Source organism: Arcobacter sp. (assembly GCF_050300555.1).
GTDB lineage: Bacteria > Campylobacterota > Campylobacteria > Campylobacterales > Arcobacteraceae > Arcobacter.
In genome coordinates this window covers 1-515 of sequence record NZ_JBNKXY010000448.1, presented here as the reverse complement: position 1 = coordinate 515, position 515 = coordinate 1, and the positions used below count along the sequence as shown (strand labels likewise).

The 515-nt window shown below is 30.1% G+C and carries 1 protein-coding gene; it reads left to right on the top strand.

The features are described 5' to 3' along the window. Nucleotides 1-148: 148 nt before the first annotated feature. The gene (locus tag ACQY5W_RS13635) at nt 149-427 is read left to right on the top strand and encodes a c-type cytochrome (RefSeq protein WP_428025511.1); all 279 of its coding nucleotides are present in this window, start codon (nt 149-151) and stop codon (nt 425-427) included. Nucleotides 428-515 lie beyond the last annotated feature (88 nt).

Sequence of the window (515 nt, the reverse complement as noted above, 5' to 3'; positions counted from 1 at the left end):
AACTTAAAAAAATACTATATAAAAAGATGACTAAATATCTCATTATAAGCTTTTATTATACTAAGTATAGCCATTTTAATAGCTTTTCATAAGTTAGATAAAAGAATAAATCGCTAAAATTTAGTTTTTAAATTTAAGGAGAGAATAGATGAGAAAGATTGTTTTAGGAACAATGATCGCTGCAGCGTCTTTAATGGCTGCTAGTTTTGCACCATGTGCTGGTTGTCATGGAGCTGCTGCTGAAAAAGCTGCTTTAGGTAAATCACAAATAATCAAAGGTTGGCCAGCTGAAAAAGTTGTTGCAGCATTAAAAGGTTATAAAGATGGTTCTTACGGTGGAGCTATGAAAGGTGTAATGAAAGGTCAAGTTGCAAGACTTTCAGACGCTGATATTCAAGATTTAGCAAATCAAATTTCTAAATTCTAATTAGCGTTTTTATTTGTTTTAAAAGTGAATCACTTTTGTGATTCACTTTTTTTTTGCTCTTTTTTCGATTCTTTAATCTTTTTTTCTT

Coding starts and splice junctions, on each gene's coding strand:
- ACQY5W_RS13635 (WP_428025511.1), top strand. CDS start 149: ATGAGAAAGATTGTTTTAGGAACAATGATCGCTGCAGCGTCTTTAATG.